The 24,961-nt window shown below is 37.4% G+C and carries 22 protein-coding genes and 6 pseudogenes; 14 read left to right on the forward strand and 14 right to left on the reverse strand.

Going from position 1 to position 24,961, the window contains the following annotated elements; all coding sequences use genetic code 11:
* Positions 1 to 64 precede the first annotated feature (64 nt).
* The 3 pseudogenes from MUN88_RS09855 to MUN88_RS09865 form a co-directional block, all read left to right on the forward strand.
* Positions 65 to 1,273: pseudogene (locus MUN88_RS09855) on the forward strand (ISL3 family transposase).
* 157 nt (positions 1,274 to 1,430) lie between these two features.
* A pseudogene (locus MUN88_RS09860) lies at positions 1,431 to 1,658 on the forward strand (LCP family glycopolymer transferase); the annotation flags it as partial.
* A gap of 145 nt (positions 1,659 to 1,803) precedes the next feature.
* A pseudogene (locus MUN88_RS09865) lies at positions 1,804 to 2,009 on the forward strand (UTP--glucose-1-phosphate uridylyltransferase); the annotation flags it as partial.
* 252 nt (positions 2,010 to 2,261) lie between these two features.
* Here the strand turns inward: MUN88_RS09865 and MUN88_RS09870 are convergent.
* Together MUN88_RS09870 and MUN88_RS09875 are read right to left on the reverse strand one after the other, a co-directional pair.
* Entirely contained in the window at positions 2,262 to 2,723 is a 462-nt protein-coding gene (locus MUN88_RS09870; RefSeq protein WP_244723893.1) for a competence protein ComK, read from the reverse strand.
* A complete protein-coding gene (locus MUN88_RS09875) occupies positions 2,723 to 3,010 on the reverse strand; it encodes a helix-turn-helix domain-containing protein (RefSeq protein ID WP_244723895.1) in 288 nt (95 codons plus the stop codon). The genes MUN88_RS09870 and MUN88_RS09875 overlap by 1 nt, the downstream gene beginning before the upstream one ends.
* Before the next feature lie 344 nt (positions 3,011 to 3,354).
* On the opposite strand from MUN88_RS09875, the gene galU reads away from it, so the two are divergent.
* Positions 3,355 to 4,233, forward strand: coding sequence for a UTP--glucose-1-phosphate uridylyltransferase GalU (galU, locus tag MUN88_RS09880; protein ID WP_244723897.1), 879 nt, complete (start codon positions 3,355 to 3,357; stop codon positions 4,231 to 4,233).
* A gap of 977 nt (positions 4,234 to 5,210) precedes the next feature.
* On the opposite strand, the gene MUN88_RS09885 is transcribed toward galU, so the two are convergent.
* A complete protein-coding gene (locus MUN88_RS09885; RefSeq protein WP_244723899.1) occupies positions 5,211 to 5,852 on the reverse strand; it encodes a class I SAM-dependent methyltransferase in 642 nt (213 codons plus the stop codon).
* A 152-nt stretch (positions 5,853 to 6,004) separates the two neighbouring features.
* Here MUN88_RS09885 and MUN88_RS21950 point away from each other — a divergent pair.
* Together MUN88_RS21950 and MUN88_RS09895 are read left to right on the forward strand one after the other, a co-directional pair.
* A pseudogene (locus tag MUN88_RS21950) lies at positions 6,005 to 6,097 on the forward strand (MazG nucleotide pyrophosphohydrolase domain-containing protein); the annotation flags it as partial.
* 83 nt (positions 6,098 to 6,180) lie between these two features.
* Positions 6,181 to 6,708, forward strand: coding sequence for a tubby C-terminal domain-like protein (locus tag MUN88_RS09895; RefSeq protein ID WP_440136858.1), 528 nt, complete (start codon positions 6,181 to 6,183; stop codon positions 6,706 to 6,708).
* 951 nt (positions 6,709 to 7,659) lie between these two features.
* On the opposite strand, the gene MUN88_RS09900 is transcribed toward MUN88_RS09895, so the two are convergent.
* Positions 7,660 to 8,052, reverse strand: coding sequence for a hypothetical protein (locus MUN88_RS09900; protein WP_244723902.1), 393 nt, complete (start codon positions 8,050 to 8,052; stop codon positions 7,660 to 7,662).
* Positions 8,049 to 8,237, reverse strand: a complete 189-nt coding sequence (locus MUN88_RS09905; RefSeq protein ID WP_244723904.1) for a hypothetical protein — start codon at positions 8,235 to 8,237, stop codon at positions 8,049 to 8,051. The genes MUN88_RS09900 and MUN88_RS09905 overlap by 4 nt, the downstream gene beginning before the upstream one ends.
* A 162-nt stretch (positions 8,238 to 8,399) precedes the next feature.
* Here MUN88_RS09905 and MUN88_RS09910 point away from each other — a divergent pair, with 162 nt between their 5' ends.
* Entirely contained in the window at positions 8,400 to 8,675 is a 276-nt protein-coding gene (locus MUN88_RS09910) for a hypothetical protein (RefSeq protein ID WP_244723906.1), read from the forward strand.
* Positions 8,676 to 8,962: 287 nt separating this feature from the next.
* Here the strand turns inward: MUN88_RS09910 and MUN88_RS09915 are convergent.
* Together MUN88_RS09915 and MUN88_RS09920 are read right to left on the reverse strand one after the other, a co-directional pair.
* Positions 8,963 to 9,409 (reverse strand): annotated as a pseudogene (locus tag MUN88_RS09915) (AraC family transcriptional regulator).
* Between the two features lie 566 nt (positions 9,410 to 9,975).
* Entirely contained in the window at positions 9,976 to 10,917 is a 942-nt protein-coding gene (locus MUN88_RS09920; RefSeq protein WP_244723909.1) for an alpha/beta hydrolase family protein, read from the reverse strand.
* Positions 10,918 to 11,226: 309 nt separating this feature from the next.
* Here MUN88_RS09920 and MUN88_RS09925 point away from each other — a divergent pair, with 309 nt between their 5' ends.
* Positions 11,227 to 11,718 carry a MerR family transcriptional regulator gene (locus MUN88_RS09925; protein WP_244723911.1) on the forward strand — a complete coding sequence of 164 codons (492 nt, stop codon included), beginning with the start codon at positions 11,227 to 11,229 and terminating at the stop codon, positions 11,716 to 11,718.
* 869 nt (positions 11,719 to 12,587) lie between these two features.
* Here the strand turns inward: MUN88_RS09925 and MUN88_RS09930 are convergent.
* On the reverse strand, positions 12,588 to 13,442 hold the full coding sequence (locus MUN88_RS09930; protein ID WP_244723913.1) for a helix-turn-helix transcriptional regulator: 855 nt from the start codon (positions 13,440 to 13,442) through the stop codon (positions 12,588 to 12,590).
* 243 nt (positions 13,443 to 13,685) lie between these two features.
* Here MUN88_RS09930 and MUN88_RS09935 point away from each other — a divergent pair, with 243 nt between their 5' ends.
* Complete coding sequence (locus tag MUN88_RS09935) at positions 13,686 to 14,486, forward strand: SDR family NAD(P)-dependent oxidoreductase (protein WP_244723915.1); 801 nt, start codon at positions 13,686 to 13,688, stop codon at positions 14,484 to 14,486.
* 599 nt (positions 14,487 to 15,085) lie between these two features.
* On the opposite strand, the gene MUN88_RS09940 is transcribed toward MUN88_RS09935, so the two are convergent.
* Complete coding sequence (locus MUN88_RS09940; RefSeq protein ID WP_244723917.1) at positions 15,086 to 15,832, reverse strand: SDR family NAD(P)-dependent oxidoreductase; 747 nt, start codon at positions 15,830 to 15,832, stop codon at positions 15,086 to 15,088.
* A 168-nt stretch (positions 15,833 to 16,000) separates the two neighbouring features.
* Between MUN88_RS09940 and MUN88_RS09945 the strand changes: the two genes are divergently transcribed.
* Positions 16,001 to 16,357 carry a winged helix-turn-helix transcriptional regulator gene (locus tag MUN88_RS09945; RefSeq protein WP_244723919.1) on the forward strand — a complete coding sequence of 119 codons (357 nt, stop codon included), beginning with the start codon at positions 16,001 to 16,003 and terminating at the stop codon, positions 16,355 to 16,357.
* Between the two features lie 274 nt (positions 16,358 to 16,631).
* Here MUN88_RS09945 and MUN88_RS09950 read toward each other — a convergent pair whose 3' ends face one another.
* Positions 16,632 to 17,318 carry a YjjG family noncanonical pyrimidine nucleotidase gene (locus tag MUN88_RS09950; protein WP_244723921.1) on the reverse strand — a complete coding sequence of 229 codons (687 nt, stop codon included), beginning with the start codon at positions 17,316 to 17,318 and terminating at the stop codon, positions 16,632 to 16,634.
* A 206-nt stretch (positions 17,319 to 17,524) separates the two neighbouring features.
* Between MUN88_RS09950 and MUN88_RS09955 the strand changes: the two are divergent.
* Positions 17,525 to 18,016 (forward strand): annotated as a pseudogene (locus MUN88_RS09955) (LOG family protein); the annotation flags it as partial.
* Between the two features lie 290 nt (positions 18,017 to 18,306).
* Here the strand turns inward: MUN88_RS09955 and MUN88_RS09960 are convergent.
* Complete coding sequence (locus tag MUN88_RS09960) at positions 18,307 to 18,894, reverse strand: LysE family transporter (protein ID WP_244723923.1); 588 nt, start codon at positions 18,892 to 18,894, stop codon at positions 18,307 to 18,309.
* Between the two features lie 137 nt (positions 18,895 to 19,031).
* On the reverse strand, positions 19,032 to 19,937 hold the full coding sequence (locus MUN88_RS09965; protein ID WP_244723925.1) for a LysR family transcriptional regulator: 906 nt from the start codon (positions 19,935 to 19,937) through the stop codon (positions 19,032 to 19,034).
* 565 nt (positions 19,938 to 20,502) lie between these two features.
* Between MUN88_RS09965 and MUN88_RS09970 the strand changes: the two genes are divergently transcribed.
* The 3 genes from MUN88_RS09970 (at position 20,503) to MUN88_RS09980 (ending at position 23,060) form a co-directional block, all read left to right on the forward strand.
* On the forward strand, positions 20,503 to 20,982 hold the full coding sequence (locus tag MUN88_RS09970) for a sigma-70 family RNA polymerase sigma factor (protein ID WP_244723928.1): 480 nt from the start codon (positions 20,503 to 20,505) through the stop codon (positions 20,980 to 20,982).
* A 288-nt stretch (positions 20,983 to 21,270) separates the two neighbouring features.
* Complete coding sequence (locus tag MUN88_RS09975; RefSeq protein ID WP_244723931.1) at positions 21,271 to 22,290, forward strand: replication protein; 1,020 nt, start codon at positions 21,271 to 21,273, stop codon at positions 22,288 to 22,290.
* A 200-nt stretch (positions 22,291 to 22,490) separates the two neighbouring features.
* On the forward strand, positions 22,491 to 23,060 hold the full coding sequence (locus MUN88_RS09980) for a hypothetical protein (protein WP_244723934.1): 570 nt from the start codon (positions 22,491 to 22,493) through the stop codon (positions 23,058 to 23,060).
* A 106-nt stretch (positions 23,061 to 23,166) separates the two neighbouring features.
* On the opposite strand, the gene MUN88_RS09985 is transcribed toward MUN88_RS09980, so the two are convergent.
* Together MUN88_RS09985 and MUN88_RS09990 are read right to left on the reverse strand one after the other, a co-directional pair.
* Positions 23,167 to 23,955: a carbohydrate ABC transporter permease gene (locus MUN88_RS09985; protein WP_244724442.1), complete on the reverse strand. Its 789-nt coding sequence runs from the start codon at positions 23,953 to 23,955 to the stop codon at positions 23,167 to 23,169.
* A gap of 82 nt (positions 23,956 to 24,037) precedes the next feature.
* The gene (locus tag MUN88_RS09990; protein WP_244723937.1) at positions 24,038 to 24,910 is read right to left on the reverse strand and encodes a carbohydrate ABC transporter permease; all 873 of its coding nucleotides are present in this window, start codon (positions 24,908 to 24,910) and stop codon (positions 24,038 to 24,040) included.
* Between the last annotated feature and the right edge of the window lie 51 nt (positions 24,911 to 24,961).

The following is a 24,961-nucleotide window of genomic DNA, read 5'->3' on the forward strand; positions in this document are numbered from 1 at the left end:
ACGCAAGCTCCTATATCCTTTACACTTGAATGGACTAGAAACAAACCAAAGGGATAGGAGATGCGTGTACATGCAGTTTAACATGAATTTACCAGGATTAGAAAGTGTTATTGTTACTAAGATGGAGGAGTTGGAGGGGGACTTTTACTTACATATAAAGTTGCCTGTTAAGAAACACCGTTGTCCTGCTTGTGGGGAAAGAACAAGCCACGTCCATGACTATAGAATACAAAAGGTACAACACTTAAAGCTCTTTGAACGAACATCTTATCTGTTTTATAGGAAGCGAAGATACGTTTGTACTTGTGGAAAGAGGTTTCCTGAGAAAAACCAAGTTGTAGGGCGATATCAAAGACATTCAAAGGAATGGAATCAAGCCCTAGGGCTTCGTGTTATCCATTAAAGATACTGCTGGTCAGTTCAGAACTTCTCAAACAACAGCTATTCGTCGATTTGATCAACTAGCAGCTACTAGTTTAAAAGAAGTGGACACGTTACCACCAGTAATAGCTATCGATGAATATAAAGGGGATACAACAGAAGGTAAATACCAAGTAATCATCGCAAATGGAGAAACAGGTGTCCCGCTTGATATATTACCGAATCGCTCTGTACGTACGATTAAAAAGTACTTAGCCAAAAAAGGATCTCAAGTAAAGATGGTTGTCATGGATATGAGCTATAGCTTTAAGTCAGCAGTTCAAAAGGCTTTGGGGAACCCCATCATCATTGCAGATCGCTTCCACTTTTGTCGGTATATTTATTGGGCTTTAGAACGAGTGAGAAGACGTGTTCAAAAAGAATTCCATGATTACGACCGCAAAAAGTGCAAGCGTATGAAACACATTTTTTATAAACGATATGAAGAACTGAGTAGTAAGCAACACTGGTATTTAGACAGATATTTAGGCTTGTCGGAGGATTTACGACAGGCCTATGGTTTAAAGGAAGCATTCCGCTCCTGGTTTGAAGGAGCGAAAAAGGTTGGAACAAAAGATTTAGGTGAAGTAAAACAAGGACTGTATAACTATTACAAACAGGTAGAAAAAGCAGGACTAGATGAGTTCATCAAAGCCGCTGGTACACTCAAGAACTGGCAAGCAGAAGTTTTAAATAGTTTTGCCTTTGACTACAACAATGGATTTGTGGAGGGCTAAATAACCAAACAAAGGTTATTAAACGTAATGCATTTGGCTTTAAACGATACGATCGATTAAGGTTACGTGTATTACTGCATCATCAATTTAAAAACCTAGATTTTCAAGTTGGTTAAGGGATAGGAGCAAAGATTCCTACCCCAACATTTGACGCAGAACCGAAAAGTATACTAATATAAATTTACAAATTATATAAATAAATGCAAAGTATGACTTTTGTTATATACTATATTTTGTAATAAATTTATAGTGGGGTGGAAGAAAATTAAAAAATCCTTAGTTCCTAAAAATGATCCCATGCAACTAGTAAGTATTCCCCTTGATACAAGAACTTAGATAGTCAAAAAAGGGAAAGATGATAAAATCAATCATGCATATGCCTTTGGTGGTGTAGGTTTGTCTATTAATACTGTGAAGAATTATCTGGATATTGAATTAGACTACTATGTTCGAATGAATATGGAAGGGTTATCAGACTTAGTCGATTCATTGGGTGGTATCTATTATTTAATGGTGTCGGATGAAGCAGTAAACAAGGTTCATAACATGTTAATCAAGTCAGAATCATAAACTTTACATAGTGTTAATATTATCTTCATAAATTACATTGTAAACTTTTTGGCCATTTAGATGCTCAAAAGATTGTGCTGGAGGGGAGATACAATTAACCGACGCTATTCAGCACAAGACCAAAGTGTATTTGCTTATGATTTCACAGGTAAGCGATATGACGTTGGTGAGAAATTAGGTTTTATTAAGACAACGATTGAATTTGCATTGGAGAATGAAGAAATTGGTGAGGACGTCAGGAAGATTTTGCAGGAACTGATGGAAACAAATTTGCAGAAATAATAATGAGTAATACTTCCCTGGATATTCAGGGAAGTATTTTTTGTAATATATATATATGAATATATGAGCATAGGTGATTTTATATTTACTACAAGACTCCAGAGTACTAATTATAAAAGTTCATTACATTGTATTTGCTGGCAATTGATCCTCGAGTACAGGGACAATTCCCTACACTGTATCAACTGCTAGTGTGTGTGCCTTGCTAGTTTTTAGTTGATGACAATAAACAATAACTATAGGAAATAGGTGTCAGTTCCACTGCTGAAACAATGTAGCACACATCCCAGCCCGTTCTTTCTGCATTTTCAATGAATGAATCGATTCTTTAATGGTAAGCGGTGAATGATGATCGAAATAAATCTTCGTTTCTTGCTTCGATATACGTTCTATAAGATGAAGATGACGCCAGAACAGCCAGATACAATCAGGATCTCTAGCGGGTTTTGTGGGGGAAGCGATGATGGATGCTGCCGGATGAATTGGTATCGGGGTCTTTTGGGAGAAGGACAGGTGGTAACGAACTGCTGCCCGCCTGCCTTCGAAAGTAGAGCCATGTCGTAAGCAATTTTCTTTCACAATGGCTAAAGGAGTCTGTGTACTATATAATTCATTCGTTGTTTCGATAATTTTTGTTGGATATGTTGGATGAGCGGCAGGCATGATTACTAGTGTTATATCGGTGACACGATAGTTAGTCGTCACTGCTATCATTAGTTGATCCTGTTTCCCATACGCGCAATACGCTGCTGCATGGCTTCCTGGAGGTATTCCGTATGTAGGTCAGTAAGTACGCTCTTGGGAAGATCGAGAAATGCAAATAAATTTGTTACGTAATAGATGCCCACATTACTATCCCCTTTTTCAAATTTCTCTAATCCATCCACACTCATATCAATCACTTCGGCCACCTGTTGTCGTGTATAGCCTTTCGCCTTACGTGCCTGTTGGCAATAACTGCCTAACGCATATTGAAAATTATCCTTTTCTTTACTACTCATTTTTTAACCTCTTATTTATTTTCATAGATTCAAGAGGCGAATAGAACCGATTATAGTACGGTTTATGTTAATATTTTACATTAATAGAGAACTAATATTACAAATGCCTGATCTTCTGGAATAAGGGGATATGGTTAGTGATGCTTTTTAATTTTGGAATTTGTTTATGGATTGATTGCTTCATAGTATGCGACCTTAATGAAGCAACGATTGATAACAAATTGATTCCGTCACAAGCATAAACTTTACATAGCGTTCATACTAACTTCATACATTTTATAGTAAACTGGTACTAATTTATTGAAATAGGATTGCCTTGTACAATGATTCTTGGAGGGATGACAGTGAAGAAAGTAAGAAAAGCCATTATACCCGCTGCAGGTCTTGGTACTCGTTTTTTACCTGCTACCAAAGCAATGCCGAAAGAAATGCTTCCGATCGTAGATAAGCCGACCATTCAATACATAGTGGAGGAAGCCATCGAATCCGGAATTGAAGATATTATTATCGTCACGGGTAAAGGGAAACGGGCCATTGAAGATCATTTCGATCATAATTTTGAATTAGAAGATAATTTAATGAAGAAGAATAAATTTGAGCTCTTGGAAAAGGCAAAACAGCCTTCACAAGTTGAATTGCATTATATTAGACAGAAGGAACCTCTAGGGTTAGGTCATGCCGTATGGTGTGCACGAAAATTTATAGGGGATGAACCTTTTGCTGTATTATTAGGGGATGACATTGTTCGTGCGGAGAAACCTTGCTTAAAACAAATGATCGAACAGTATGAATCACATGAGGCTTCCATCTTAGGTGTACAACAAGTGCCTGACCATGAAACGCATCGTTATGGAATCGTAGATATTCTAAATAAAAATGGCAACTTATATAACATTAAGAATCTTATAGAAAAACCAGAACAAGGAACAGCACCATCCAACCTTGCTATTATGGGACGTTATCTATTGTCTCCGGACATCTTTCGTTTCTTGGATATGCAGAAGGTTGGCGCTGGAGGAGAGATTCAACTAACAGACGCTATCCAGCAATTAAACGAAAATCAGAGTGTGTTTGCCTATGATTTTAAAGGGAAGCGATATGACGTTGGTGAGAAATTAGGATTTATTAAAACTACAATTGAATTTGCATTAGAGAATGAAGAAATCGGTGAAGATGTAAGAAAGATGTTACAGGAACTGGTGGAAACGAATGTGCAGAAATAATACTGTAAGTGATCAACAAGTTTGAGATAACAAAAATGTTGTGAAAAATGCGGCACTCGCTAAGAAACAAGACGAATGCCGCAATTTTCTTATTATCTATTTAAATACATGATCATGTAGTGTATGTTATTCCAATAATCTATTTATCTTTCAACGTGTACTACTTATAAAGCAGTTCATTACATCGACTGGCAATAAATACTCAACAGGTACCATTTCATAAAAGGGCGCTACTCCTTTCTTATTTGGAATATAACGAATCAATCCTTTTGAGAGGAGTACGGCTCGTCCATTTTTCCTGCCTTTGTCCGATAATTTCGTTAATTGATGAAGGAATCGCTTCCGAAGCTTCCAATTCTTTCTCCCATGCGACAGCACTGTTTATTTGCAGCAAGGTATGCCATAATAAAATCGCATTACGTGGTAGTCTATGAATATCTTTCCCTTTATCATTGTAAATGGTCTATTCACTTCTATAATCAAATAAAGTTAGCGTTGGGTGTCTACTTTTTCATGAAAATAATGAATTGTTTGATGTGTGATAGATCCAGGGGTACAATGTAATGATAGGAAGTAGTTTTGAAATGTTATCGAATCTTTACTGTATAAATGGACTCATTTCTAATTAAGTAAAAGATTCATTATGTGGATCGTCTTATTTGACTATGATTTGGTAAACTATACTTAGTCAATCCATGGATAGTTGTGACCGTCAACTAAAATGAAACAGTTTCTGCTTAATTATCAGAAACACTTAACTGTAAATTACCTTTCCCATTTGTAATGAATTCAGCCTTTCATCACAAGATATATGTTAATCATGGTCTAAATTTCTTACGTAAAGATGGAAGAACAAGGAGCCAGTATATACATTGATATGCATAAATAATGTATATATTGGCTCCACTTAAATATTAGAGTTGTTGAACTATTGCACCCTTTAGTTTAAATGATGTATTTCACAATTGTTTTTTCAATTATCTAGTTGTATAAGATATCCACCAAAAACATTGACCGTAATGAACCTCTAGATCATTGGAATAGGGTCCAAAAATATTTCTTAACTCAGTTTCAGTATAATAATTTTTAATTATTTCGTATTTTGAACCATTTTCTAATGTCCTTATTTTATAAGTATTTTCATCATTTTCTTTTTTAATTAATGTACCTCCCAATGCTCGAATGTACACATTATCAGCCATGAAAATTCTTGATCCTTCCCCTAATTTAAAATGTAGTTGTTTTAGAAATTCTTGTATTCTTGCTTTCGGAATATGGGAAAACCAAAAATTAGCTAAGCCTGCATCAAAATTACCTGTGATAGATTCCAAGTTATATGCATCACCTCGAAGGAAAGTAACTTTATTTGAGGGAATATCTTTTTCCTTTGCTATGGATAAGACTTCAGGTGAAAAATCAATGGCTGTTATATGCTCGGCTTCTTGTTGCACAAATTGAGTCCAATACCCTGTACCACATGCTATTTCTAATACATTTCTATTTTTGAAAAATTCTTTCATGGTGCCTTGTATATTTATTTGCCCTTGTTGTCGTATGGGATCGTCTCTAAAATATACTCTTTCGTATTCTTTTGCTCGATCTGAGTAATATAGTTTCATACTATATCTCCTCTCTCTACAAATTAACTTATTGTAACAAAAATCGATAATCGTTTCAAATTAAATAATCACCTCCTAATATTATCCTTTTTAGCTCATTAAATAGATTTTTCTGATAAGCTAAAAGGGTCTAGTCAAAGGAGGTATAAATTTTGAATGTTAATGAGTTTCAGGAATGGGTAAAAGCGTACTATAATGAGAGAGGGTGGTCAGAGTTAGATATTTTTATTCGAATTAGGTTTTTAACCTGTACTTCATAGTAGACTTTATACGTTGCAACAAACGGGCCAGATTGTTGTATCACAACTTGGGGTAGAAAGGGTTGTCTATGGAGTTTTTTACAGTTTTACCAATGCGAAAATACTTAGATAAGCAGATTGTAATTAGTGATTCAGATAGTACGAAGGTTGGTTTTATTCAGAGAAGGTATAAAAGCCGTTTGGATAAAGTTATTAATTATTTGCCGTTATCTTTTTTGGAAACCAGAAACATTGATGGTGAAGGTGGTGGTTATCAATTAAAGATAAGGGAGCAGTCCTTTAAATCAAATTTAACCAAGTTAAAGTGGGATGTGTATTTAAAAGACGTTAATAAAGAGAGCAGTTTCTTGTTAAGAGACAAAACTAAAATAAGCACAAATCCGCGTATGGTGTACCATAAAAATAACAAGGAATACGTTTTTAAAAAAGATATATTTAACCGTACCTGTGACATCAGCATAGATGGTCATATCAGCTGCGCTGAAATCAAGATGGATAAAAAGTTTCCTCCGTCATTAAGAATCAAAGTAAAGACAGATGATCTTACAGTTGCCGAGGTACTTGGAGTTTACTACATAATAAATTTGGTTTATTAATGCCGCAATAGGGCGCATTTGCGGCATAAGGATCTGATTTTTAAACGACTTTAGTGTAATTTCCATAATTGTGTATTCAGTAATTGTACAAGAAATTAAACGACTTTACTTTTACACCGTCCACATTTTTGGGCGGTGTAATGCGTTTTTTAGCTTCAAAATTAAACAACTTTATTATCATTACACACTTAAGCGACGTTGTATTATCCAAGATTGTGAGTTGAGTTGACACAGAGGGTTGTTCATTTTTTTGAAAGAAAATACAAATGAGAGCTTTCTAGCAACACTTAAATCGTAGCAAAAACCTCAATTCGCGATTCTGTGTTGCCTAAAAGTCTGCTCATCACTCGTAAGCTAGCTAAAAACACTAGCTAACGAGCTGATGGCATTTCGCTTCCCTCTAAAACAATCGATAACAACAAACTGTAGATTGATGGCCAACTATAAGAAAGTGTATAGTTAGCTATCATCTACAGGTTGTAAGTTCCTGTTTGTTTCTTAACGAGTGAACGACAAACTTTGTTAAAAAAAATCAAAAAGGATGAGCACGAGTACTGTTTTGATCGCTCTGATTGTCCCGATGACACCTGGGAAAAAAATAATCCAGGAGAAGACCGAGAGACAGATTTCTACGAATCATTAAAATACTTTAATGAATTGACTACTGAGGAAATTTTAAGAATTTTGGGAGATAAATATGATTACGTTTCAGAAATGCATAAGAATGCGAACTAAATACAAAAGATCCTATAAGAGTGATGAGCTTAAAAGGGGCTCAGACAGCAAAACGGAAATATCGTACGTTAAGGTTACAACCGTTGGTATAATATGAGTAGAATCTAGATCACCTCTGGTAAAATTAGAGGTGATCTAGTTTATTAATTGATTAAAATTGTTTTTATTATAGTAATACAATAAGCTACATTTATAAGTAGTGTTGTTTAAGTAATTCTATGTTTGTGACCCAATACTTACAACAACTGGAGGATCAGTATGGGTCGCCGTTAAAGCTATGCCACTACCATTACTATGATATGATACAGTAGCTGTACCAATTGCTAATAGTCCAGCTGCAATACCGGTAGCAACGCCAGCACCAATATTAATAGGGGCTGCTATTGCTGTTGCAATAGTTGCTAGTCCTGCCGATACGCCCAACAAATAAATAAGATCTTTGGTTATGCAGTGGTCAAGACCAATATAATAGTAATCAGTACTTTCTCCCACGTGATTTAAACCAGGACATGAACTAGCCATAGTGGTTACTGAACGGTTTTCTTTTTCCAACTTGTTATTAAGTTTTTCAAAATCTTGTTTTGTTTGAGTAATTAATGAATCTCTCACACCAGCTTCTTGGGCAGCTTCCGAATCAAAAATGTATCTACATCACTTGAAACCTCGAGATATTTCTGAATAGTTTCAACATCTTTTACATCTTGCTCAGAATAATCAGTAGACACATTGACAGATTGAAAATTAGTTGATTCTAAACCAGCATTTGCGTTAGCGAATGCTGGACTTACTGTCATCACACGCATAGCTAGAATACAAGATACAACTACATTTTTGAAAAAACTAATAATATATTCCTCCTTTGTGTAATATCCATATTATGTTAAAATATTATATATGATTTGTAAATCCTTTATTGGTAATAAAATACATTTTTTGTTAAACGGGAGGTAGAAACAGTGATGAATTCTACGAAAGTTTTTATTATTTCAGATTTGTTACTTATCCTAAGTTTTGTTGTAGGTTTCTTTATTTTGTTCTTTTCTGGTATTTCTGAAGGAAATGATTTTATACCACTATTAATAATACTTGTATTTGGGTTAATGTCTTTCTTTAGTAAAGCTGTTTTCCATACAATTAGTAAAGATTTTTGGAAGTCAATTGCATTTTACTTTCTGTCTTTCTTCTTCTTAGTAATATTTTTTGTGAATTTAACACTTATGCTAAAAAGTTAATTATTAGATATTGTTCTTAAACAGAGAAAGAGAGAGGTAATAACATGCTCTCTCTTTCTATTACTAAACTTTAACTTTCCAATACAAACTAACATGTCTCAAAAACTCTTTCTAGTTCAAATTCAAATATTCCATAGAGGGGTACAGACAACATTTCAGAAATTTTGTACGCTAAGCTAAATAATCTCCCAAATATGCCAATTATATGTACGTTAAGATCTTTCAAATTGCTGAAATTTTTAGGTTATAAGTATTTATAAACAACTTGTTCTTCCTAGTCTATTTTTTTATTTTACCGGTACGCATATTTCGCAATAGGGGTTGTTAATCATATTACCGACGTATTTTTCCATAATTGGTTTGTTATCCATTTGATATCCATCCTATTGTAGGGATGGAAAAATATTAGAATAGGCTTTTTGGATATCTTTCGCTGTATGTTCGATTTCGTAAACAAGGTAATTCCCACCAGGAATTTCACCTTCATAAATTGAATTATCCATTTGATAATCCTTTGAAAGTACAATACACGCATCGAATCTGCAGTTCTCTGGCAGTGTTGTTTTAGGATTATCTTGTGGAACTGCAAATAGGGTTGCCGATTCAAGAAGATTTCTGTCCTTAGCCCATTTTTTTAGTCCTTCTATTACTTCGATATTGGCAGAGCCATATGGACCAACCCTTCGCATATAAGCGATACGATAATCTGGAAATGTTTCGACTTTAAATTTCAATTTGCCACTTCCTCTTTTTTGTTATTTTTTTTGGTGCAATTTGAATGTATCATGCTTTAAATATATATACATTTCAATTTTTGAAATTTTATGAGATGGTTCTTACATCAATAACAATCTTCAAGAAAAGGGCGCAATTCTTGAACAAGAAACAGCGCTAGTATTGCATATAAAGGCCATATTGTGGAATAACATAGGTATAAAAAGATCAAACCTTTTCACAAAAATCCTTCAGATGAAATGTTATAAGAAGAGTCAGTTTTAAATCTTTTTTTCTATAGTGGGTTCTGGACTATTTATTGAATCGTGCCATTTTGTTGGGGGCATCAAGCATAAGTTTGCTCAACGGCAAATCTATGCTTGAATATCGGGATAACAGAGTTTATAGAATAAAAAATTGACAGTAGGAACGTGTTAGGTTCCTGCTGCCAAAATAAGGTGTCAGCATCTTTCGAAGTCGTTTCCATATTGACCCAGTTGTTTCAACTCCAACTTCGATTGTCATATGGCATTGGGTGGGTGAACAACACTGTTACGACCGTCAAGTCAATGCGCTTATCCTGCCCTTACTTAAACTCGATGCGACCAAGCGAGTTATCGCTCTCTTCCAGAGCCGCGCAAGCCGCCGACCAGCTGGAATGTTCAATGTCGAGAGCATGGCGGAGATAGGCCCATGTGACTCGTTGGATCAGAGCGACCCGCGCGGGGTTATCGTCCGTTGTTTCCTGGACCTCGTAGCCGGCAATACCGCCGAGCGAGTGTTCTGCTCCGAAGAGGGTGAGCAGGCTCTCGGCGCCAGGGCTGAGAAAGTAGGGATCGGTCATCCAGTCCGGCCCGCGGACGGTCAGCTGATACTTGTTCGGGATGTTGTCTTGGTCCCCGACAATCACGAGAGTGGGTGTGGTCATGTGCGCGAAACTCACGTTCAGGTGCGGCATGTTCTCGGCTGCGAACGGTGTCAAGCTGTCCCCACCTTGCCCAGCGGTGGCGAACAGCAGGCCTGCTTTGATACGCGAATCGGACAGATCCTCTTCCTTCTTGGTCTCCGGGTTGAGGACTCGCAAGCCCAAAAGATTGCCCGCCGTTTGACCGCCGAAGGAGTGTCCAGCTGTAGCGATGCGGCTTCTGTCTAGGCGCCCGCTTAGACCGGGAACGGCAGATTCTAGAAGATCAAGCTGATCGAGAACGCGATTCATGTCCTCGACTCGGAAACGCCAGATCCGTGGTGTACGGGGGTCGTCCTGAGGAAGGCCCACTGTCCTCGAGTCAAGATGGGTGGGTTGAATGACTACGAAGCCGTGTGCCGCCCAAAAGTCGACCAAGGGACCGTAGCCCTCTAATGACGAACCAGATCCATGTGAGAAAACAATGATGGGTAAGTTACGGCCGGTCGTCGGCGCGGAAACTTTCACCTTCAGACCTTCACCACGGCCTGGGGCTGATAGGACTACCGGCTTCACCGAGACGACTGGGGTGGGGTCACTAACTTTAATTTCTGCAATATCCATAATAAACGTTCCTTTCCTTCTTTAAGAAATAATAATTTTTCCTATACTTCGATCACTATACATACTTAGCATCAGCAGTTATCAGTGCAAGATATAACGTTTACTAAAGCTCGATGTAGATCTCCTCCTCCTTCATATGGACGGGATTTTTCTTCCTGTCAGAGCCTATTATAAAAGTTCGACTCGAATCTAAGTCAAGGTGCAAAAATACAGAAATTGCCCAAGGATAAGAGATGGGGGAATAAGTTTGACTTGGAGTCGGCTCTAAGGTGTATCATATACAAAATGGTAATTTCAGGAGGAGTTGCAATGGAAGAACAAACGTTTACGATCAAGCAAGCCGCTAAGCAAACCGGATTTTCCGAGGACACGATCCGTTTTTACGAAAAGATCAAGCTGTTGCCACAGGCAAAACGAAAGGAAAACGGACATCGCATCTATCGAAAAGAGGAAATCGATAGGATAAAGCTGATATCTTGCCTGAAAAAAACGGGATTGTCGCTCGAGGCTATGCGGCCATTTTTATCGGTCTCGACCGACAATGATTCCGCAGGATATACCGAACTGGTGGACCAATTAAGAAATCACCGCGAAAATATCGTAAATCAAATCTCCACCCTTCAGCAGTTGGTTGATTTTATTGACATAAAGCTGAAAGAAGGGGAACCTCGCCAGGATTACTCAGATCAAAGTCAAGACGAAGTTTTAGAAGAACACAAGGAAAAAGCAAAAATAAGGCCCATTTCTGTCGTTGAGATGAGTTATTTTTCCACATCTGCGAAAATGGACAAATCAGATTAGAAATGGTGTCTATCATACCAAATAATACGTTCAATACGAACGACTACAGGATGCGAATTTAAAAAATCTCCTTGATCGACTGACGGAAGATTAAACTAACGGAAACGATAGTTGAATCAAATGGCAGCAGCAGGATGACAGCTGAATACAAAATATCAAAAGTCGGTAATCCTTAGCGCAGAAAAGCCGACTTTTGCTTTTGTGAAAATTGTCTTAGCGTCGGTTTTACGTTCATTGGTAGGCTGTACCCCTGTAGAACAATTTTGATTTGCTGGAACGCGTTAAACTCTTCCCATGAATTCTAATAAGTTTTCACAACTATAAAAATACAGGTTGAATCAAACCGCCTCAATCCCATACTAGGATGAGATCGCATAAATTAAAGTCCAACTCTATTAAACATAATTTCTGAATTGGTTCAGATGATGAAATTGTAAGCAACAGTATTGAAAAGTTAGATGCTGAAAAAGAAAACAATCTTGAGCCAATGGTGAAGGAATTAGAAGTTTATCAATCAAAGTTGAATTCTCTAAAGGCTAAACTAGCAAAAATAGATAAAGATTATTTTGATGATAAAATTGAAATAACGAATTATAACCGTTTATCTTTAAACACTCAATCTGACATTGGCAATTTTGAACAGAAGGTTAATCAACAAAAGAGTGAGATTGAAAAGCTATCTAGTTCAAATAAAATAGCTCTATCAAGTAACCCCGTTGAGTTAAACGTGAAGCCAAGACTCCTGATGCTCCTGTAATGAACCATGTCTGCATGATAAATACCCTCCAATCGTTGTTATCCACTAAATCATACGAACAACTGGAGGGAGCTAGCCACAGCATGTCTATTCTATTAACGGGAGTAACTGTCTAAGGGAGCCGCCTGTCTTGCTCAAGTAAACGTACTAATCTCTCCTCCGTACCTGAACCGGGCACCGGAACAAAGAAACACCAGTGCAGTCCCGGATCATTATCGATTAAAGCCGAGGAATGGAGCTCGAACTCCATCTCCTGTGCGTCAGGAAGACGGAATAAAGCGGTGGCCACGCGTTTTTGCTTGATTTCATATAGTTCCCAGAAATGCACGAATTCCACGCTTTCCCGCCTCAAGCGTTCGAAGCGTTCCATATAGAACGGGTTATTCTTGTAAAGATCGAATCCTGCCCGCAGAACGGCTACAGCGTAACGGGCAAAGCTTTCCCAATTCACCAGTCTGTTGCGGTAATCCGGCCTTAAAAACATAATGTTCATCATATTCCGTTCGTTGTCCGGCAGACTGCCGAAATCGGCTACAATCAGTTCTGCCGCCCGATTCCAGACGATAATATCTGTACCTTCGTCTGTGATAAAAGAAGGATAATGCAGTTGATCTACAATTTGCTGGAAAACTTTCGTATCCGGCTCTCTGTTATTTGTCGCTGTGACGACGCTCGCCATGTCTACGTTGACCAGATCGAACAGATGCTTCTGCTCGTCTTCGTCAAGCTGAAGCGCTTTGCTGATACTTAGCAGGACTTCCGGCGAAGGATTAACCTCTTTGCCTTGTTCCAGCCAGGCATAGTAAGTCACGCTAATATGGGCAAGATAAGAGACTTCTTCTCTTCGAAGTCCCGGAGTGCGTCTTCGTCCGGGAAGCGGATGAATCCCGGCCTCTGAAGGCTGTAACCGTTCTCTGCGCGATTTAAGGAAGTCACCCAATGCGGATGAGGAACGATTCTTTTTCAAGTGAATCACCTCTATTTACTCATATGGAAGATACATATCGCTAGTAACCAAATGGACCAAAAGCACATTATATATGATTATTATAAGCTATGTTAATTGCCGTTTCCACAAAAGAGAACCATAACAAGTACCGAAGCTGTTAATCCCATTAATAGTATAAACATGATGTGGTTAACTCCCTCCATAGACAGTAGAATGAAGATAATTCACAGCAGAGATGGTGTTGGATAGGAGGTTTGCATCTTGGAAAAGTATTCATATCGAAACAAGCTAGCAGTAGTCACCGGTGCTTCATCAGGGATTGGGAAAGCATATGTGAAAGAATTGGCTTCAAAAGGCTGTCATGTCGTTCTGGCAGCGCGCTCGAAGGACAGACTGGATGCAATGGCTAAAGAAATCAACCTTCAGTATGGCGTGGAGGCTTATGCATTGGCTTGCGATTTGTCCAAAACGAATGCCCCGCGTCAACTGGCAGAACAAATCTCCCAACTGGGCTTGTCTGTTGATATTCTCATCAACAATGCAGGCGTTGGCACCTATGGCCGTTTCGAGGAAATAGACCCAGAGCGCGAGCAGGAAGAGATTATACTGAACACGGCTGCATTAGTCGATCTCACGCATCGGCTGCTGCCCGATATGCTCAGGAGAAAGGATGGAGTCATCGTTAACGTGGCCTCGATGGCTGCGTTCATGCCTTGTGCTTATTCTTCAGTTTATGGGGCTACCAAAGCATTTGTATTGTCCTTCTCTGAGGCGCTATGGGCGGAAACGCGTAGGCGAGGCGTTCGCGTTCTCGCACTGTGCCCGGGTGCAACAGATACGGGGTTTTTCGAAGCGGTCGGCAGTGAGGAGATGGCAGCAGGTCAAAAGCTCTCTACCCCGGAGAAGGTTGTACTGGCCGGATTTCGCGGAATCGATCAGGGACACAGCTATATCATCGATGGCCGTAACAATTTCTTTATGGCTCACATGATCCGATTTTTTAGTAGGCGCAGAGTGGCTTTGATCATGGAGCGCATGTCAAAACCAAAAAAACACTGTTAGTGGGCTGCATCATACGTGACGGGCGTCGTTCTAAAGGTGGATGGTGGTGCGAGAGCATAATCCAGGACAAAAAGATGTAGCACAAAGGGGGCATTGACCCGGAATATTAGCCGTTCGTACCGAGCAACTCTCTAGTAACATGAATAACGGAACGGAGCTCGTTCCTATTCAAGAGTTGTGAGGTCGCAGCTCGCCAGATACCACGCTTAAGTATGTCACGAAAGAAAACGTGAGCAGCATAAGAGATATCTAATATAATAATTGTCATTAGACGTATACTGTGCAACAAACGGACCATAAGAGAACAAGGTCTTCTTATAAAGAAGTCCTCGGTTAAATTTCTGAGTAAACAGTCTTCAGCAAAACTACAGGTAAAGAATCCATTTTGACTCATTCTTTTTTCAAAATGGATTCTTTTCATAGAACAATCAGAAGATAAAAGAGATCAAGTTTGAATAACGATTTGGCCCTCTCTTCCGCCGTCAGTGGCTCTTTTATCGGCAAATGAAGGCTCAAAACTTCGCACAGCTGGCTCAATCTTTCCGCAATACTCAATTTGATTAATAGTGCTATTCATCAGTAAAATGCACCCTGTTAAATTAAACCTGTGCTTGCCCGCCATCTACAAAAAATTCACCACCTGTCATGTAGTTGCTTTCGTCTGAAGCAAGGAAAGATACAACGTTTGCTACTTCTTCAGGTGTCCCAACTTTTTCGGCTGGAACAGTATTTCTTGTATGTTCAAGTACTCCTTCAAGTGCATCACCAAAAAGCTCATTGTAGGCAGGTGTATGAATAACTCCTGGGCTAACCACATTTACACGGATTCCAGTTCCTTTCAGGTCAAGAATCCAGTCGCGAACTAGAGTTCTTAGTGCTGCTTTAGATGCTCCATATACACTGAATGCTGGGTTGCCAATTGATCCAGCAGTAGATCCCGTTACAATAATGGAACCTCCTTTGTTCGGGAATAGTGATAATGCTTTTTGAACAGTAAAAATCGTTCCTTTAACGTTAATGGCGAACGTTCGATCAACCTGCTCTTCAGTAATTTCACCTAATGGAAGAAAGCTGCCGACCCCTGCATTAGCAAAAAGAATGTCCAACTTACCTTTTTCCTGCTTTATAATGTCATATAGTTTGTCTAAGTCCTCAAGCTTAGAAATATCCCCTTGAACTCCGGTTACGTTCTTGCCAATTTGGTTAACAGCTTTATCAAGTTCGTTTTGTCTGCGTCCAGTGATATAAACATATGCACCTTCGTTTACAAACTTTTGTGCTGTAGCAAGACCAATGCCACTTGTACCGCCCGTTACAAGCGCTATTTTACCTTCAAATTTATCCATACTTAACACTCCTTTAGCGTTCATTTTGTTTTATGTCTAGTACCTTTAAGTACTTGAAAAACATCTTACAAGATATAGTGTCTATCAGTAATCACTTTATTGCAAGTACCTACTTTTTTGTGATATAGTAACTAAAAAGTAATAAATGTGAAATGAAGGGGTTTATACATGAAAAAATTTAGTTGTGGTTTTGAAGTAACAATGGAAGTTATTGGTGGAAAATGGAAAGGTCTTGTATTATACTTTTTAATGGATGGACCAAAGAGAACGAGTGAATTAAAGCGCATTATCCCAAATATAACTCAGAAAATGCTGATTCAAACACTGAAAGATCTTGAAGCTAGTGGACTTGTGAACAGAAAGATGTATAATCAGGTACCGCCGAAGGTTGAATATTCACCCACCGAACTTGGAGAATCTCTTAAACCTATTTTGCAGGAATTCTGTCTATGGGGAAGCCATTATGCGGAGCAAGTGTATGCAGAAGGTGAATTCGAAATCGTATCACCAGAAGAGGCTTCTTAATAAGGAATACAACTTTTTAACACCTTTTATGTAAGGTGTTTTTTTGTTGCACTGAGATGAGGTCAGGAGGCAACTTTTTTAGTTACCCCATTAGAGTAGTAATTTATTAGTTAAAAATAAAGGTATCTAATTTTTGGTGCAATTACCGAATAACACTCCATAACTGTAACAACGCGACAAAATCGTTTAAATGGATGGGGTGTTCAACAATCGCGTTTGTGGAAGAGAATTATTCATGCATGATGGACTAACTGATCCAAATTCTATAATATTCTTATGTTAAAATTCGATAAAGTTCCTCAAGCATTTGAATCTCATAGGTTGGAATAATATCAGTGTTATTGGGCTTCATTTCAGCGTTTAACCAACATGTATCTATCCCTGCTAGCTGTCCTCCTTTAATATCCGCACTTAAGGAATCTCCTATAATTAATGCTTGTTTCTCGTCAAAGTTAGGAATTCTCGCAAATACATAATCAAAATATTCCTTCATTGGCTTCTGAAAGCCAGTGTCCTCTGATACAAAAATATCTTTAAATAACGGATGTAATCCTGAAGCACGTAAGCGTTTATACTGAGTCTTGGAAACACCATTCGTAACAATATATAAATCATATTGATGTTGTAGGTCTGTTATCACTTCAAGGGAACCATTGACAAGCTGTTTTCCCTCTTCTAAGTAACTGCGATAGCTCTTTTCCAGTAAAGCTCCATCAACCTCTCGATTATATGCCTTGAACAAAATCGAAAATCGAGTATTCAAGACCTCGTCACGATCTAATTTTCCTTCTTCAAAGGACTTCCAGAGACCTTGATTTATTTTTTTATAATGTGTTTTGATTTCAGCGGTTAAGGCCATGTTTTGCTCCACGAAAAGCAAGCGTAAAGCTTCCCTTTCAGCTGCGCCAAAATCCAGTAATGTATCATCTACGTCAAATAATAAAGTTCTGTACTTTTTCAAAATTATCTCTCCATTTCCTGCTTTTGTTATCCAGTATTATTGTCGAACTGATTGATATTATGCTGCTTTTGGGTTTAACGCCTAATATAAGCGCTTCTAGGTCGATAAACAGACGTAATCATTCCTATCAAAAGTTTAACTTTTTAGAAACAGTGTAACTTTATTTTAAACCTAAACTTATACGAAAATACAATCCTGTGATTAGGATGTCTTGCAAAAAACTTGGTAAAGAACTAGCAAAACGAAATATTGCTCTTGTTTATGGTGGGGCAAGTGTTGGAGTTATGTGCTGTTGCAGATCCAGTTTTAGTAGAAGGAGGCTACGTAATTGGTGTTATGCCTAGATTTCTAGATGATAGAGAGATTGCCCATAAAAAAACTTAACAGAGCTGATCATTGTAGATTCTATGCATGAAAGAAAAGCGAAGATGGCAGATGGATTTATAGCTTTGCCTGGTGGGCCAGGAACTTTAGAAGCATTCTTTGAAATTTTTGCGTGGGCTCAATTAGGACTTCATCATAAACCATGTGGTCTCTTAAATAGTAATCATTATGCTCCTCTTATCACGTTATTTAATCATATGTCATACGAACAGTTTTTACATCAAAAATACCGTACAATGGCATTAGTCGAGAGTGAACCAAAAGGGATACTTGATAAATTCAATACATCTGAACCACCGACCGAAAAATCTTACATTAATAAAAAAACAGATCTGATAGATAAAAAAAGACCGCTTTATTACCCTTGGTCTGTTATCCTATTGAGAATGAACATTTCTATAAATCCGTTGCCTATCCTGATCAAAAGGTAAAAAGAAGCTGGGACAAAAACCAAAAACACCATTTGTCTACTCAAGAAAAAAGGTGTTTTTGTGGTGTGGTGAATTTCTTCAAAATAAGCGCAGGTTCTTTCCAGAAATGCACCAGTTATTTAAGTGCATTTATTCACAATCTGAGAATCAAGTACATTTTAAACTCTAATTTTTTAGTGTAGTAAAAGAGCAACAGCACATTGCAAAAGTAATAACGCCAATATAATATTTATTATTCGATAATGTTTGAAATATGTCTTTTGTAATATCCCGCCGAAAAATACCCAAGACAAAGTAGCAATCGTACCTACTGTAGCAATAAGTATTTCAAAAAATAAAAGCGTTCCCAGTGATGAGTAATAAGGTGTAATATATCCTGTTAATGCGGTAATTCCAAATAAAAATATTTTCACATTAACAACTTGCAGGACAAATCCAATCCAAAAAGAAGGCTGTTTGTCAGATGTTTTATTGTCAGGCTTACTGATTGCAACCCGATAGGCAAGCCATAAAATATAAATAGCTCCCGCATATGTAAGTACATTCATAATTGGATTTATTAAGTTATTTAGTCCAAAAATAAAGAAGGCACATAACGCTTGTACGAAAAAATACCCTGCAAAGATCCCGAAGTATAAAGGTTTTCCTTTTTTCCATCCATAATTCGTCATTGTATTTAATGCCAGAATATTACCCGGACCCGGTGTAAAGGCATTTATTAGTGCGTAGATAACAAATGAATACAATACTTGAACTCCCATACAACAATCACTCTCCAATTTCAATCATTACACATAATTATAAGGGAGCTTACTCGTAATAGCATAATACTTAAACGGCATAGCCTGATATAATTAAAAGTTATATCAGAAAGGCTATTTACTAAGACAATTTTTATTTATAATTCCTGTGCAACACTTTCTAAAGCTTCCACATATATTTCACCAAGTCTTGATAATGTGACATCTCTATGCTGCATTATTCCTACACGTATAAGTGCATCTACATTAAGAGGAACAGCAATAATATCTTCCCCATGAAGATATTTAGGAAAAACTCCCGAAGAAATGGTGTAACCGTCAAGACCAATCATAAAATTAACAATAGCTGCCCTGTCACTGACTTTAATGCTTTTCTTCACACTTCTAGTACTTAGAATTTCTTCTGAAAAATAAAAAGAATTGTACTCTCCTTGTTCGAAAGAAAGGCAAGGGTAGTCATCTAATTCTTCCAGATTAATCGATTCTTTGCCAGCTAATGGATGTCTTTTACTAATAAACACGTGTGGTTTTGCAGTAAATAATTCTGAAAAGGTCAAATCCCTTTCTTTTAACAATTTTAATAAAACAGATTCATTATAATTACTTAAATAAATAATACCTAACTCACTTCGTAAATTTTTAACATCTTCTATTATTTCAAAAGTTTTCGACTCACGAAGTGTAAACTCATATTCAGAAGCCCCAAATTCTTTAACAAGTTCCACAAAAGCATTGGCTGCAAAAGTATAATGCTGGGTTGAAACACAAAAATGTTGCTTAGCTGGTTTTTTACTTAAATATTTTTCTTCAAGCATGTTAAACTGCTGTAATACTTGTCTAGCGTAACCTAGAAACCCGGATCCTTCATTAGTAATGGTAACTCCCCGATTGGTTCTAATGAATATAGTGATTTTAATCTCCTTTTCTAACTCCTTAATCGCATTCGATAATCTTGGCTGGGAGATGAATAAATCTTTTGCTGCTTCATTCATGGATCCCTTACTTGCTACTTCTAATGCATATTTTAATTGTTGTAAAGTCAATTTGAACACCTCTCTTTCAAAGTTCCAATCCTTCATTTAACAATAGATTTTACCACTTTTCTGTCAAACATATTCAATTTTATAGGATTCTCAAGATGCTTTTTTCCGTTAAATGGTTCGATTGATGAATAAGAATTTTTTCTTAAATATGCATAAAATTAATGCCATATATACTATTGTTATTTGTAATTATATACGCTATATTGCTTTTTGCAACCCTATCACAATATGATAGTGAGGATTTCAACTGGAACACAATAGCCCTATTTTAATGAAGGTGAAGAATTTAGGAGTAAATTATCTTGATAAATATGGATATCAGGTTGTGAAACAAGCGAAACAACTGTAATTGGTTTCGTTATTTTCAAAAAAGTACGGTATTTCTCCGAACTGTATGAGAAAGCTCTTTTTCTCTAGAGAAGTGCTTCAAAATCGATCAGGAATAGCGATTATTGCTGATTCAGAACGAAATACCGGTATGTGACCTGCACATGCATTCCCGCTATGATAGACATACCGCGGAATACTGGATAAGTGCTTATCACCTAGCAGGTGCAGGAGAAAGATGGAATTTCAAGAAGTATTGGAAGAGCATGAACGCATGATCCACCATTTTATTCATCGTTATCAGATACGGGATGCAGAGGGTGAATTTTATCAGGAGGGCCTAATTGCTGTCTGGCATGCTTATCAACAACATGATCCTTCTAAATCGAAATTATCCACGTTTATTTACAGCTCCATTTCCAGACGTTTTCTCAATATGATCCAGAAGAACAACCGTGACCAGGAGAAGCAGCAGGACTGGCTGGAACAGGTGAGGGAAGACGACTTATGGAAAGAGGATAGCTATCCACTCGATAGTTACCTGATGGACACGTTCAAACAAGTATTATCAGAAAAACAATGGTGCTGGCTGGTCGAATTTGTCATAGAGGATCAATCTGTAAAATCCATTGCAGAGCGTCACGATACGACAGAGGTTGCCGTGAAGAACTGGGGCAGAATGGCGAAGCAAAAGATTCGGAAGGTGATGGAGCAGTAAGGGGAGGTGGAGAAGGCTTTTTTGATAGAAAATCTTTTCAGCATTTCATAGATAGTGATAAAGCCCTTGTTGAACAAGCAAGGGCTTAATTTATTAAAATTTGTAGCGTATATTAGTCAAGCAGGCAGAAAAAGCGATTTTCTAAATGGAAAATCTAATTTTCTCTCTAGAGAATTGCTTTTTCTACTATGCTCACATAAATATCGGTATATGCTAAATCTTCCGTCTCCCGCTATCATGGAAGCACTGCTTATTATACTATAAGTGAATGAAGAGAGGGGAATGGATATGGCAAATCCGCAAGTGGAAGATGGGTACATAAGAATAGCAAATGAGTTATGGAATGAAGTATTACGACGAGCTTTCTCAAAGAGGCAGACGAATCTGATTCTGTTCATCTGGCGGTTATCATACGGAACCGGACAGAAGGATTGCATGATTCCAAGCTTTATGAACTTTGAATTAGCAGGCATGTATAAACAGGACGTGAAGAAGGAGCTTACTTTTTTACGCGATTGTGCCGTCCTGGATTGGGATCCACAAACAATGGTGTTTTGCATTAATAAAAACTATCATCTCTGGCAAATTACACCGAATAAGAAATGGGACAATGAGCGCTTTAACCAGCTTCTGAAAAAGAATGTACATCGCAAGAAAGCGAATACCTCAGATGCACAACCTGTTACGGCAGAAAGTAAGCAGGTAAGTCATTCACTGACGAAACCGAATAAACAGGTAAGTAAATCACTTACCACCAAGTTAGTAAAATACTTACCCGAAAATGGTGATAAGCCAATGGTGGTAAAGGATCCAGCTTCCCGAAAGACAGAAGAGAGGAAAGATAGAAAAGAATGTAATAGTTATAGAGACCCGCACTTTTGCGAATTATTGCAATTTTATCGTGAAAATTTACAAATAGGAATCACGGATTCGCCATATAACTATGAATTACTGACCCAATGGTATGAGGAGTATGGCTATGAGCTGGTAATGGAGGCGATGAGAATTGCTACCAAGGCCGAAGCGAAGGGGGTGAAATATTTAGAAAGTGTCCTGTTGAATTGGGCACAGATGGGTGTGAAAACAGCAGCGGATGTGAAGGTGATGGTAAAACAACGAAAAACAAATCATATGAAGCCGGCCTATCAGAAAAATCGTGCTGATGTTAAGCGGGATATTATACCGGATTGGTATGTGAGACAGAGAGAGCAGCCGGCAAAACAAAATACGGAGACAGAGGCGGAGAAGGAGAGAAAAGCGGCAGAGGTGGATCGGATGCTGGAGGCGTATTTGATGGGGGAGGTTTAAAAATGAGATATTGGATCTAATATAAATTATGTATAAAGTAGTATTATTCTCGTGTTTTAGTTAGTAAAGAGTAACACATAGCCCATTTCTACGCTTGAATATTGTCTTTATTTGTCGAAAGTGTTGCGATGTTTGATTTTCTTTAGTACTTTTTACTTATAATAGTAAAAAAGAATCATGAAATTAACAGGGGGATCAAGATGAATATAACAAACATTACTAACGAAATAAATTATTTGAAAGATATATTATTAAAATACGAGGAATTAGAAGCCGAGCGATCTAATATTTTTAAAAAACCATTATCAAATATGAGTATAGGAAAGAAAATATTGCTATTTATTGGAATGTATATGGTAAGTGGCTTTATTTATGCGATACCGAATTTAAAATATTTATCTATCTTTGTGCTTTTAGGAAGTGTTTATTTTATATTCTTTTGGCCAAATAGAAAGGTTAAATCAAATATTGCTCAAAACAAATCAAGAATTGAGGAGATAGACACAAAAATTTTATCTTTAAGTCAAAAGATTCGCCCTAATTATATACCAGAAAAATATATTCATTTACATGCTTTAAATTCATTAGAAAGTTATTTTTCTAACAAACGAGCGGCATCATTAAAAGAAGCATTAAATTTATATGAAGAAGAAATAAGACATATGCAACATTTAAAAGAAATGAATATGCTACAAGAGATGCAAAACGCTACTTATAAAAAAGCACAGGAAGCTACAACAATAGGTTGGATAAATATGTTTCGACGATAATGGATTTTCAATGTGAAAATAAAATAGTGGGACAAAGGGGACAAGAAACGATTCTTGTATTTTATCTATGAATGAACCGTTCTTGTATCACCCTTATGGATAATTTTCACCCTTTAATCCCAGTAATCGCAACACCCTCAATAATTTGCTTCTGAGAAAAGATATACACAATCAATACAGGAATAACAGAAATCACAGTTCCCGCCATCATTAATGGCCAGTTAGCGGTGTATAAACCTTTGAACGAGTTTAATAAGATTGGTACGGTAAACTTCTCCGGTGTGTTTAAATAGATTAATGGATCAAGGAAATTGTTCCATGATTGTAAGAAGGTGAAGATTGCGATAGCTGCAAGGGCTGGTCTAATCAGAGGAAGGATAATATTCCAATAGATTCTCACATAGCCAGCTCCATCCATGATGGCAGCTTCCTCCAGTTCTTTCGGGATACCCATAATAAATTGTCTCAATAGGAATACAGCAAACGCATTAAACAAAGCCCCTGGTACAATAAGGGAATAATGGGTATCTAACCAATTTAATTGATCCATTACTAAGTATAGAGGAATCATCGTGACTTGCTTTGGAATCATCATCGTGGCCAGGAAGAGAATAAACAGGATGTTCGCACCTTTGAAGTTAATTTTTGCAAATGCATAGGCGGCCATCGAAGCGGTAATTAATGTACTAAAAACGATCAACACCGTAATGTAGAAACTATTAAAATAGGCTAAGCCAAACGGCATTGCCAATAGCGAGTCTATATAGTTACTCCACATAACCGGATCTGGTATCCATTGAGGTGGAATAACAAATATTTGCGACATATCCTTTAATGAGCTTAAGATCGTCCAAACGAAAGGGAAAATCATGATGAATGATCCGGTAATCAGCATGATATGGAGCAAGATTTTGGTCCAGTTGCCATTCTTTCTTGTTTGAGCCTGATTCGCTATGGTTGCAGGTTGTAATTCCAGATTATTTTTCATAGAAAACCCACCTGTCTTGGAATTTAAATTGAATAAGCGTGAAGATCAGAATGATAATAAACAAAATAATCGCTGCAGAAGAGCTTTGTCCCATTGTGAAATCTACAAAGGCTTGTTCATAGATATGAAATACTATGGTATAACTAGCTTTGGCAGGACCACCCTGTGTCATTACGAATGCTTGATCAAACACTTGAAAGGATGAAATAATCGTCATAATCGTGACAAAGAAAGTAGTCGGTGTTAATAGCGGCAAGGTGATATGCCGGAATTTCTGAAATACATTCGCCCCATCTATGGAAGCTGCTTCATAATAACTCTTGGAGATCCCTTGAAGTCCGGCTAAGAAGATGACCATGTTATAACCTAATCCCCACCAGATACTTAAAATCGCGATAGATGGGATGACCCATTTCGTATCGGTTAACCACATTGGTCCATCTATCCCGACAAGAGCTAGTAATTGGTTTAAAATACCAAAGTCGCCGTTTAGTATCCACATAAAAATAATCCCGACAGAAACAGAACTCGTGACAACTGGCATAAAGAAAAATACTCGGTATATTTCTTTCCCTTTAATTTTATTTAGGCCAATCGAAAGAATAAGGGAAATGAAAATCCCAATCGGTACCACAAGTACCATGTAATAGATCGTGTTCAGCATTGCCTTCCAAAATTCTGGGTTTTGGAACTGTTCTATATAGTTAGCTAAACCGATGAATTGAAAGTCACCAAATCCATTCCAATCGGTAAAGCTTAGTGTGAAAGCATAGACTAACGGAATTAAAGAAAAGATCAGTAAACCAATTAATTGAGGAGCAATAAAAAAATATCCCCATACATTTGGTCTGTTCCGGTTCATTTTTTTCACCTCGTTTGCAATATGCCAAGTGAACGGATCATCTTGGCATAT

This window comes from Gracilibacillus caseinilyticus, from assembly GCF_022919115.1.
GTDB classification, from domain to species: Bacteria; Bacillota; Bacilli; order Bacillales; family Amphibacillaceae; genus Gracilibacillus; species Gracilibacillus caseinilyticus.

Excerpts from the sequence above, each read along its gene's own strand:
- MUN88_RS09940 (WP_244723917.1), bottom strand. The coding sequence starts at position 15,832 with ATGGATAAATTTGAAGGTAAAATAGCGCTTGTAACGGGCGGTACAAGT.
- MUN88_RS09975 (WP_244723931.1), top strand. The coding sequence starts at position 21,271 with ATGGCAAATCCGCAAGTGGAAGATGGGTACATAAGAATAGCAAATGAG.
- MUN88_RS09945 (WP_244723919.1), top strand. The coding sequence starts at position 16,001 with ATGAAAAAATTTAGTTGTGGTTTTGAAGTAACAATGGAAGTTATTGGT.
- MUN88_RS09885 (WP_244723899.1), bottom strand. The coding sequence starts at position 5,852 with ATGAAACTATATTACTCAGATCGAGCAAAAGAATACGAAAGAGTATAT.
- MUN88_RS09990 (WP_244723937.1), bottom strand. The coding sequence starts at position 24,910 with ATGAACCGGAACAGACCAAATGTATGGGGATATTTTTTTATTGCTCCT.
- MUN88_RS09985 (WP_244724442.1), bottom strand. The coding sequence starts at position 23,955 with ATGCTGATTACCGGATCATTCATCATGATTTTCCCTTTCGTTTGGACG.
- MUN88_RS09905 (WP_244723904.1), bottom strand. The coding sequence starts at position 8,237 with ATGACAGTAAGTCCAGCATTCGCTAACGCAAATGCTGGTTTAGAATCA.
- MUN88_RS09920 (WP_244723909.1), bottom strand. The coding sequence starts at position 10,917 with ATGGATATTGCAGAAATTAAAGTTAGTGACCCCACCCCAGTCGTCTCG.
- MUN88_RS09980 (WP_244723934.1), top strand. The coding sequence starts at position 22,491 with ATGAATATAACAAACATTACTAACGAAATAAATTATTTGAAAGATATA.
- MUN88_RS09895 (WP_440136858.1), top strand. The coding sequence starts at position 6,181 with ATGGAGTTTTTTACAGTTTTACCAATGCGAAAATACTTAGATAAGCAG.
- MUN88_RS09875 (WP_244723895.1), bottom strand. The coding sequence starts at position 3,010 with ATGAGTAGTAAAGAAAAGGATAATTTTCAATATGCGTTAGGCAGTTAT.
- MUN88_RS09925 (WP_244723911.1), top strand. The coding sequence starts at position 11,227 with ATGGAAGAACAAACGTTTACGATCAAGCAAGCCGCTAAGCAAACCGGA.
- MUN88_RS09970 (WP_244723928.1), top strand. The coding sequence starts at position 20,503 with ATGGAATTTCAAGAAGTATTGGAAGAGCATGAACGCATGATCCACCAT.
- MUN88_RS09870 (WP_244723893.1), bottom strand. The coding sequence starts at position 2,723 with ATGATAGCAGTGACGACTAACTATCGTGTCACCGATATAACACTAGTA.
- MUN88_RS09960 (WP_244723923.1), bottom strand. The coding sequence starts at position 18,894 with ATGGGAGTTCAAGTATTGTATTCATTTGTTATCTACGCACTAATAAAT.